Annotated in this window: 6 protein-coding genes; 2 read left to right on the plus strand and 4 right to left on the minus strand. The window is 70.3% G+C overall.

Going from position 1 to position 8,415, the window contains the following annotated elements; all coding sequences use genetic code 11:
• Positions 1–32: 32 nt before the first annotated feature.
• Positions 33–1,022, plus strand: coding sequence for a hypothetical protein (locus ACWDY5_RS35245; RefSeq protein ID WP_283663499.1), 990 nt, complete (start codon positions 33–35; stop codon positions 1,020–1,022).
• A gap of 75 nt (positions 1,023–1,097) precedes the next feature.
• On the opposite strand, the gene ACWDY5_RS35250 is transcribed toward ACWDY5_RS35245, so the two are convergent.
• The 4 genes from ACWDY5_RS35250 to ACWDY5_RS35265 all read right to left on the minus strand — a co-directional run bounded on the left by ACWDY5_RS35250 (position 1,098) and on the right by ACWDY5_RS35265 (position 5,626).
• Positions 1,098–1,301 (minus strand): cold-shock protein, encoded by a 204-nt coding sequence (locus tag ACWDY5_RS35250; RefSeq protein WP_185002108.1) that lies wholly within the window; start codon positions 1,299–1,301, stop codon positions 1,098–1,100.
• 269 nt (positions 1,302–1,570) lie between these two features.
• Positions 1,571–2,944 carry an L-serine ammonia-lyase gene (locus ACWDY5_RS35255; protein WP_449726464.1) on the minus strand — a complete coding sequence of 458 codons (1,374 nt, stop codon included), beginning with the start codon at positions 2,942–2,944 and terminating at the stop codon, positions 1,571–1,573.
• Positions 2,945–3,029: 85 nt separating this feature from the next.
• Positions 3,030–4,403: an aldehyde dehydrogenase family protein gene (locus tag ACWDY5_RS35260; protein WP_449726465.1), complete on the minus strand. Its 1,374-nt coding sequence runs from the start codon at positions 4,401–4,403 to the stop codon at positions 3,030–3,032.
• Positions 4,404–5,011: 608 nt separating this feature from the next.
• The gene (locus tag ACWDY5_RS35265) at positions 5,012–5,626 is read right to left on the minus strand and encodes a mycothiol-dependent nitroreductase Rv2466c family protein (protein ID WP_449726466.1); all 615 of its coding nucleotides are present in this window, start codon (positions 5,624–5,626) and stop codon (positions 5,012–5,014) included.
• Between the two features lie 167 nt (positions 5,627–5,793).
• Between ACWDY5_RS35265 and pepN the strand changes: the two genes are divergently transcribed.
• The gene (pepN, locus tag ACWDY5_RS35270; protein ID WP_449726467.1) at positions 5,794–8,355 is read left to right on the plus strand and encodes an aminopeptidase N; all 2,562 of its coding nucleotides are present in this window, start codon (positions 5,794–5,796) and stop codon (positions 8,353–8,355) included.
• Positions 8,356–8,415 lie beyond the last annotated feature (60 nt).

Below are 8,415 nucleotides of genomic sequence, written 5' to 3' on the forward strand. Positions count from 1 at the left end.
GTGATTGCCTGCCACGTGGCGAGGAGGTGCTCGTGCACCAAGAGCCGCAGCCGACCACGACTGCGCATCGGCCGGTGTACAACGGCTCCCCCGCTCTGCCCGAGCCCAGCCGTGAGCTGGCCGAAGTGCTGCAGAAGGGCCCGTTTTCCAGAGCCCTGCACCTCGCGATCGAGGCAAGCGGACTGAGCCTGGACCGGATCCAGTACCGGCTCGCCCAGCGTGGGGTGAAGGTCAGCCTGACCACGCTGAGCTACTGGCGACACGGGCGCAGCCGCCCGGAGCGCCCGGACTCGCTGCGCGGGGTGCACATCCTCGAAGAGGTGCTGCGCCTGCCGGCGAACTCACTGATGAGCCTGCTCGGCCCGCGCCGACCGCGCGGCCGCTGGCTCTCGCACACCCCTGGCAGCCTGGACACCGAGCGCCTGTGGGAGTCCCCCGACGGCCTGACCAAGCTGCTGGAGCGGCTGGAGGTGCCCTCCACCGCGCAGCTGACCCGGCTGAGCGTGCACGACACCTACCTGCTCGGCGCGGACCGCTCGGAGAAGAGCCTGCGGGTGCGGGAGGTGGTGCGCGCCGAGGTCGACAAGGTCTCCCGGCACTTCCTCTACTACCGGGGCGACGACCCGGACCGCCCGGCGCCGCTGATCACCTCGACCCGATACTGCCGGCTGGGCCGGGTGCGCTTCGACCCGGACAGCAACTTCATGGTGGCCGAGCTGGTGCTCGACCGGGTGCTCTCCGCGGGGGACACCACGATCATGGAGTTCGAGCTGGAGTGCCAGTCGACCACTCCCGCGCACTTCTACGACCGGCGTTTCCGGACCCCGGCCCGGGACTACGTGCTCCAGGTGCACTTCGACCCGGCGATGGTCCCGGCGCGCTGCTTCCGCTACCACCGCCAGCTGGCCAACGCGCCCGAGCAGGACGTGCAGGAGCTGTGGGTGGGCGCCTCCAACACCGCGCACTTCGTCTCGCTGGACGTCTCGCCCGGCATCTACGGCGTGCGCTGGGACTGGGACTAGCCGCTCAGGTCTTCTCCAGACAAACCGCGGGCCCGCATCCCATCGGATGCGGGCCCGCGGTGCGTCGTGAACGGATCAGATCGCGCTGACCCGATCCGCCTGAGGACCCTTGGGGCCCTGAACGACCTCGAACTCCACGGCCTGGTTCTCCTCCAGGGACCGGTAACCGGAGCCCTGGATGGCCGAGAAGTGCACGAACACGTCAGGTCCGCCGCCGTCCTGGGCGATGAAGCCAAAGCCCTTTTCCGCGTTGAACCACTTGACCTTGCCGGTTGCCATAAAACTCCTCGTCAATGCGAGCGGTACCACCAATGGCAGTGGTCCCGTCTCACCCCCGCGCCGCCCACAAGCAGGCCTCGTGGACAGAGCGAGCGGCCATGACGCTACAGGGTGATGCCGTCCGGAAACAGATGGGAGGCGACAGTCGGCTACGCCCAGTTCACTTCCAGGGCGTTCGCGCGCTTGTCTTCCACAGCCTCAAAACAGCCGCGAAACGGCACCGAGCAGGCACTCCGCCGCCCCAGTCGACCACCGGCGGCCGGAGCGGCTCAGCACTCGATGACGTTGACGGCCAGGCCGCCGCGCGCGGTCTCCTTGTACTTGACCTTCATGTCGGCGCCGGTCTCCCGCATGGTCTTGATCGCCTTGTCCAGCGAGACGAAGTGCGTGCCGTCGCCACGCAGCGCCATCCGGGAGGCGGTGATGGCCTTGATCGAGGCGACCGCGTTGCGCTCGATGCACGGGATCTGCACCAGGCCGCCGATCGGGTCGCAGGTCAGGCCCAGGTTGTGCTCCAGGGCGATCTCCGCGGCGTTCTCCACCTGCTCCGGGGTGCCGCCCAGCACCTCGGTGAGGCCCGCGGCGGCCATCGAACAGGCCGAGCCGACCTCGCCCTGGCAGCCGACCTCGGCGCCGGAGATAGAGGCGTTCTCCTTGAACAGCTGGCCGATCGCGCCCGCGGTCAGCAGGAAACGGACCACGCCGTCGTCGTTGGCGCCCGGCACGAACCGGGCGTAGTAGTGCAGCACCGCGGGCACGATCCCGGCCGCGCCGTTGGTGGGCGCGGTGACCACCCGGCCGCCAGCCGCGTTCTCCTCGTTGACCGCCAGCGCGAACAGGGTCACCCAGTCCATCACCCGCAGCGGGTCGGTGGTGTAGTGCTCGTTGGACAGGGTCTGGAACAGCCCGGCCGCGCGGCGCTGCACCTTCAGCCCGCCGGGCAGGGTGCCCTCGCGCGCGCAGCCGCTGCGCACGCAGTCCTGGATGACCTGCCAGATGTGCAGCAGGCCGTCCCGCACCTCGGCCTCGGTGCGCCAGGACAGCTCGTTGGCCAGCATCACGCCGCTGATCGGCAGGCCGGTCTCGATGGTGCGCTCCAGCAGTTCCACGCCGTTGCGGAACGGGTGCCGGACCGGGGTGTCGTCGACCTTGATCCGGTCGGCGCCGGCGGCGGTCTCGTCCACCACAAAACCGCCGCCGACCGAGTAGTAGGTCCGGCTGCGCAGCTCCTGCCCCGAGGCGTCCAGCGCGGCGAAGGTCATGCCGTTGGGGTGGTAGGGCAACGACTTGCGCCGGTGCATGACCAGGTCGGTCCGCTCCTCGAAGGCAATCTCGTGGCTGCCCAGCAGCCGGAGCCTGCGCTGCTCGCGGATGGCGGCCACCCTCGGCTCGACCGAGGAGGTGTCCACCGTCTCCGGGTCCGCGCCCTCCAGGCCGAGCAGCACGGCCTTGTCGCTGCCGTGCCCGTGGCCGGTGGCGCCCAGCGAGCCGAACAGCTCCGAGCGCACGGTCACCGTGTCGGCCAGCAGCCCATCCGCCTTCAGGCCGTTGGCGAACGTGCATGCGGCCCGCATCGGCCCCACGGTGTGGGAGCTCGACGGCCCGATACCGATCTTGAACAGCTCAAAGACGCTAATCGCCAACTCGTCCACGCTCCGTTGAGTGGGGAGGGGGCGGCGGCCCCATCCGGTCACCTACGAGTGTGACACGAGCGGATGAGTGGTCCGGTTAACGCTGGATGGCCTTCAATTCGGTGAACTCCTCCAGTCCGTGCAGTCCCATCTCCCTGCCGTTGCCGGACTGCTTGTAGCCGCCGAAGGGCGCCACCGGGTTGAACGCGCCGCCGTTGATGTCCACCTGCCCGGTGCGCATCCGCCTGGCCACGGCCAGCGCGCGGTCGGCGTCGGCGGAGTAGACCGAACCGGCGAGGCCGTAGATGGAGTCGTTGGCGATGGCCACCGCGTCGTCCTCGTCGGTGTAGGGCAGCACCGCCAGCACCGGCCCGAAGATCTCCTCCTGGGCGATGACCATGTCGTTGCGCACGTTGGCGAACACGGTCGGCTGGACGTAGTAGCCGACCGGGGTGTGCGCCGGGGTCTCCGCGCCGCCCACGGCCAGCGTGGCGCCCTCGGCGATGCCCTGCCGGATGTAGCCCTGGACCCGCTCCTGCTGGGCCTTGGTGACCATCGGGCCGATCCTGGTGGCCGGGTCGGTCGGGTCGCCCGGCACGTACTTGGCCGCGGCTTCGGCGAGCAGCCCCACGAACTCGTCATGCAGCCGCGCCGGAATCAGCGCCCTGGTGCGCGCGGTGCAGGTCTGCCCGCTGTTGATGAAGCAGTGCGCGATGGCCTGCTTCGCCGCACCGGCCAGGTCCGCGTCGTCCAGGATGATGTTGGCGGACTTGCCGCCCAGCTCGAGTGAGACCCGTTTCACAGTCTCGGCCCCGACCGCGGAGATCCGCCGCCCGGCCGCGGTCGAGCCGGTGAAGGAGATCATGTCCACCAGCGGGTGCGCGACGATCGCCTCCCCCACCGTCGGCCCGTACCCGTGCACCAGGTGGAAAACCCCGTCCGGCACACCGGCCTCGCGCACGATCTCGGCGAAGACCTCCGCGGTGAGCGGAGTCACCTCACTCGGCTTGAGCACCACGGTGCACCCGGCGACCAGCGCGGGCACCACCTTCGCCACGACCTGGTGCAGCGGGTAGTTCCACGGCGTGATCGCGCCCACCACGCCGATCGGCTCGCGCAGCACCAGCGAGTTGCCGATCTCCTCGCTGAAGTCGTAACCCTTGTCGATCAGTTCCACGATCCCGGTCGCCACCGACACCGGCAAGCTGGCCTGCACCCTGGTAGAGAAGCTGATCGGCGACCCCATCTCCGCGGTGATCAGCTTCGCCAGCTCGTCCCGCCGCGCGGCCACTCCCGCGGAGATCCGGCGCCCGAGCTCGGCCCGCTCGGCCAGCGGGGTCGCCGCCCAGGCGGGGAAGGCCGCGTGGGCCGCGCGCACGGCGGCGTCGACGTCGGCGGCGGTGCCGGCCGGGACGGAGCCGATGACCTGTTCGGTGGCTGGGTTGATCACTTCGATGAGTTCGTTCGCCATGGGGTCAGGGTGTCATGGAGCGGGGCAGGGGCTGGGGGCACTGGGTGTCCACAAAGGACTGGCAGAGGTGGGGTTGGGCGCGGTTTGGGGGTGGTTGGGCTGGGTGGCCAGGTTCGGCCAGGTGGCGGCTCGGTGCGGGTGCGCCTGGCGGGATCGGCAAGACGACCGGTCACATTGAGGCCTGGCGGGGTGGGCGACGGCGGCGGCAGCAGCGGCGGCTTTAAGACGACCGGTCATATTCAGCTCGCGTTCAAGACGACCGGTCATATTCATCGAGGGAGGCGTCCGGATCACCGGCCAGGACCAGACAGCCCAGGACCAGCCCGCCAGGACCAGACAGGACTGAATATGACCGGTCGTCTTGAAGCCAGCCATCACGCCGCCGCCCGGACCCGCTCGGACCCGCTCGGACCCCAACCCCAACCCCAGCCCCGGCTCCGGCTCCGGCCCGCCCCCGCCCCAACCTCGGCCCGGCCCCGGCCCCGGCCCCGGCCCCGGCCCCGGCCCCAACCTCGACCGGCCCCGGCCCCGGCCCTGGCCCTGGCCCAGCCGCAAACGCGAAGGACCGCCCTCCGGCAACGCGCCAGAAAGCGGTCCCCCGCTCAGCCTCAGGAAAAGTCCGGGTCCTCGGTCCGAGTCCGCTTCAGCTCGAAGAAGTGCGGATACCCAGCCAGCAGCCGAGCCCCGTCGAACACCTTCCCCGCGTCCTCGCCCCTCGGGATCTTCGACAGCACCGGCCCGAAGAACGCGACCCCGTCCACGTGGATGGTCGGCGTGCCGACCTCCATGCCCACCGGGTCCATGCCGGCGTGGTGGCTGGCCTTCAGCGCCTCGTCGTGGTCGGTCGAGTGGGCCGCCTCGGCGAGCTCCGCGGGCAGGCCCAGCTCGGCCAGGGCTTCCTTGATCACGCCGGTCAGGTCGTCGCCGCGGCCCTCGTTGTGGATGCGGGTGCCCAGCGCGGTGTACAGCGGGCGGAGGATGTCCTCGCCGTGGGACTTGGCGGCGGCGATGGCCACCCGGACCGGGCCCCAGCCCTTGTCCAACAGCTCCTGGTACTCCGGGGGCAGGTCGCGGCCGGCGTTCAGCACGGACAGGCTCATCACCCGGAAGTGCAAGTCGATGTCGCGGACCTGCTCGACCTCCAGGATCCACCGCGAGCTGATCCACGCCCACGGGCAGAGCGGGTCGAAGTAGAAGTCGACGCGCGGGGTCTCAGCGCTCATGACGCCTCTTTCGGTTTATGGCTGTTGACGAGCCTCGGGCAGCACGTCCTGCCTGCTACCAACCTCGCGCGGGGGCGAACTCTTCCCGGGAGCGGGAAACCGTTTCGACGTTCGTGGTTTGATGCCTGACGTCGTGCATCCCCGATAGCAAGAACACGAGGTGACCCGTGGCCGCACCGAACCTCACGGTCGAGCAGGCACAGCAGCGTGCCGCCCTCCTGGAGGTGGAGTCCTACGCGATCGAGCTGGACCTCACCGACGGAGCGGGCGGGCCGGGCGAGAACACGTTCCGCTCGACCAGCACGGTGCGGTTCGCCAGCCGTGAGACCGGCGCCCAGACCTTCGTCGACCTGGTGGCCGCCGGGGTGCGCAGGGCCGTGCTCAACGGCGTCGAGCTGGACGTCTCCGCCTTCCGCGAGGAGGACGGGATCACGCTGCCGAACCTGGCCGAGCGCAACGAGCTCGTCATCGAGGCCGACTGCCGGTTCATGAACACCGGTGAGGGCGTGCACCGCTTCGTCGACCCGGTGGACGACGGGGTGTACCTCTACACCCAGTTCGAGACCGCGGACGCCAAGCGCATGTTCGCCTGCTTCGACCAGCCGGACCTCAAGTCGGTCTACCAGCTCACCGTGCTGGCCCCCGCCGGCTGGAAGGTGCTGTCCAACAGCGCCACCGCGTCGACCGAGCAGGTCGACAGTGCCGTGCGGCACGTGTTCGAGACCACCAAGCCGATGTCGACCTACCTGGTCGCGCTGGTCGCCGGTCCGTACGCGGAGTGGCGCGACGCGTACACCGACAGCGAGGGTGAGATCCCGCTCGGGCTGTACGTGCGCGCCTCGCTGGCCGAGTTCGCCGACCACGAGCGGCTGTTCACCGAGACCAAGCAGGGCTTCGAGTTCTTCAACAACGCCTTCGGGGTGCGCTACCCGTTCGGCAAGTACGACCAGTGCTTCGTGCCGGAGTTCAACGCGGGCGCGATGGAGAACGCGGGCTGCGTGACCTTCCGCGAGGAGTACATCTTCCGCTCCAGGGTCACCCGCTACGACTACGAGCGCCGGTGCGAGACGCTGCTGCACGAGATGGCGCACATGTGGTTCGGCGACCTGGTCACCATGCGCTGGTGGGACGACCTGTGGCTGAACGAGTCCTTCGCCACCTGGGCCAGTGTGCTCGCGCAGGCCTCGGCCACCGAGTACAAGCACGCCTGGACCTCCTTCGCCAACATCGAGAAGTCCTGGGCCTACCGCCAGGACCAGCTGCCCTCCACCCACCCGGTCGCCTGCGAGATGCCCGACCTGGAGGCCGTGGAGGTCAACTTCGACGGCATCACCTACGCCAAGGGCGCCAGCGTGCTCAAGCAGCTGGTGGCCTACGTGGGCCTGGACAACTTCCTGGCCGGGCTGCGGGTGTACTTCGACAAGCACGCCTGGGACAACGCCACCCTGGCCGACCTGCTGGTCGCGCTGGAGCAGGCCTCCGGCCGGGACCTGTCCTGGTGGAGCGCGCAGTGGCTGCAGACCACCGGGCTGAACTCGCTGCGCGCCCGGTTCGAGGTGGGCGCCGACGGCAGGTTCACCAGGTTCGCGGTGCTGCAGGGCGGCGCCCGGCCCGGCGCCGGTGAGCTGCGCACGCACCGGCTGGCCATCGGCATCTACGACGAGGACGCCGACGGCAAGCTGTCGCGGGTGCACCGGGTCGAGGTGGACGTGGACGGCGAGCGCACCGACGTGCCCGAGCTGGTCGGCGTGCACCGCGGCAAGCTGGTGCTGGTCAACGACGACGACCTCACCTACTGCACGATGCGGCTGGACCCGGACTCGCTGGTCACCCTGATCGACCGGATCGCGCACATCACCGAGCCGCTGCCGCGCACGCTGTGCTGGTCGGCGGCCTGGGAGATGACCCGCGAGGCCGAGCTGAAGGCCCGCGACTTCGTCACCCTGGTGCTCGGCGGCGTGCACGCCGAGACCGAGGTCGGCGTGGTGCAGCGGCTGCTCGCGCAGGCCCAGACCGCGCTGTCCTCCTACGCCGACCCGGCGTGGCGGCCGGAGGGCTGGTCCCGCTTCTCCACCCGCATCCTGGACCTGGCGACCACCGCGGAGCCGGGCTCGGACCACCAGCTGGCCTTCGCCAACGCGCTGACCTCCTCGGTGCTCGGCGAGGTCGAGCTGGCCGTGCTGCAGGGCTGGTACGACGGCACCAACGTGCTGGACGGCCTGACCGTGGACGCGGACCTGCGCTGGCGGATCCTGCGTGCCCTGGTGGCACACGCCCGCGCCGACGAGACCGACATCGCGGCCGAGCTGGCGCGGGACGCCACCGCGACCGGCAAGCGGCAGGCGGAGCTGGCCACCGCGCTGATCCCGACCGAGGAGAACAAGGCGGAGACCTGGCGCCGGGCCGTGCACGACGACGAGCTGTCCAACTCCACCAACGAGTCGCTGATCAACGGCTTCTCCCACCCCGGGCAGAAGGAGCTGCTGGCCGGCTACACCGGCCGCTACTTCGCCGAGGTGTCCGAGGTGTGGCAGCGCCGCGGCAGCGACCGGGCGATGCCGGTGGTGGTCGGACTGTTCCCGTCCTGGGCGGTGGAGGAGGCCACGGTCAAGGCCGCGGACGCCTGGATCGCCTCCGGCGAGCACCCGCCGGCCCTGCTCCGCCTGGTGAACGAGGGCCGCGCGGGCATCGTGCGGGCGCTGGCCGCCCGTGAGTTCGACCGCTCCTGACGCCTGAACGCCAAAAGCGGCGGCGCGCGCGAGCATACCGTGGGGTAGCCCCCCCGGTCG

This window comes from Crossiella sp. NPDC003009, from assembly GCF_053591555.1.

Excerpts from the sequence above, each read along its gene's own strand:
- ACWDY5_RS35265 (WP_449726466.1), bottom strand. The coding sequence starts at position 5,626 with ATGAGCGCTGAGACCCCGCGCGTCGACTTCTACTTCGACCCGCTCTGC.
- ACWDY5_RS35260 (WP_449726465.1), bottom strand. The coding sequence starts at position 4,403 with ATGGCGAACGAACTCATCGAAGTGATCAACCCAGCCACCGAACAGGTC.
- ACWDY5_RS35250 (WP_185002108.1), bottom strand. The coding sequence starts at position 1,301 with ATGGCAACCGGCAAGGTCAAGTGGTTCAACGCGGAAAAGGGCTTTGGC.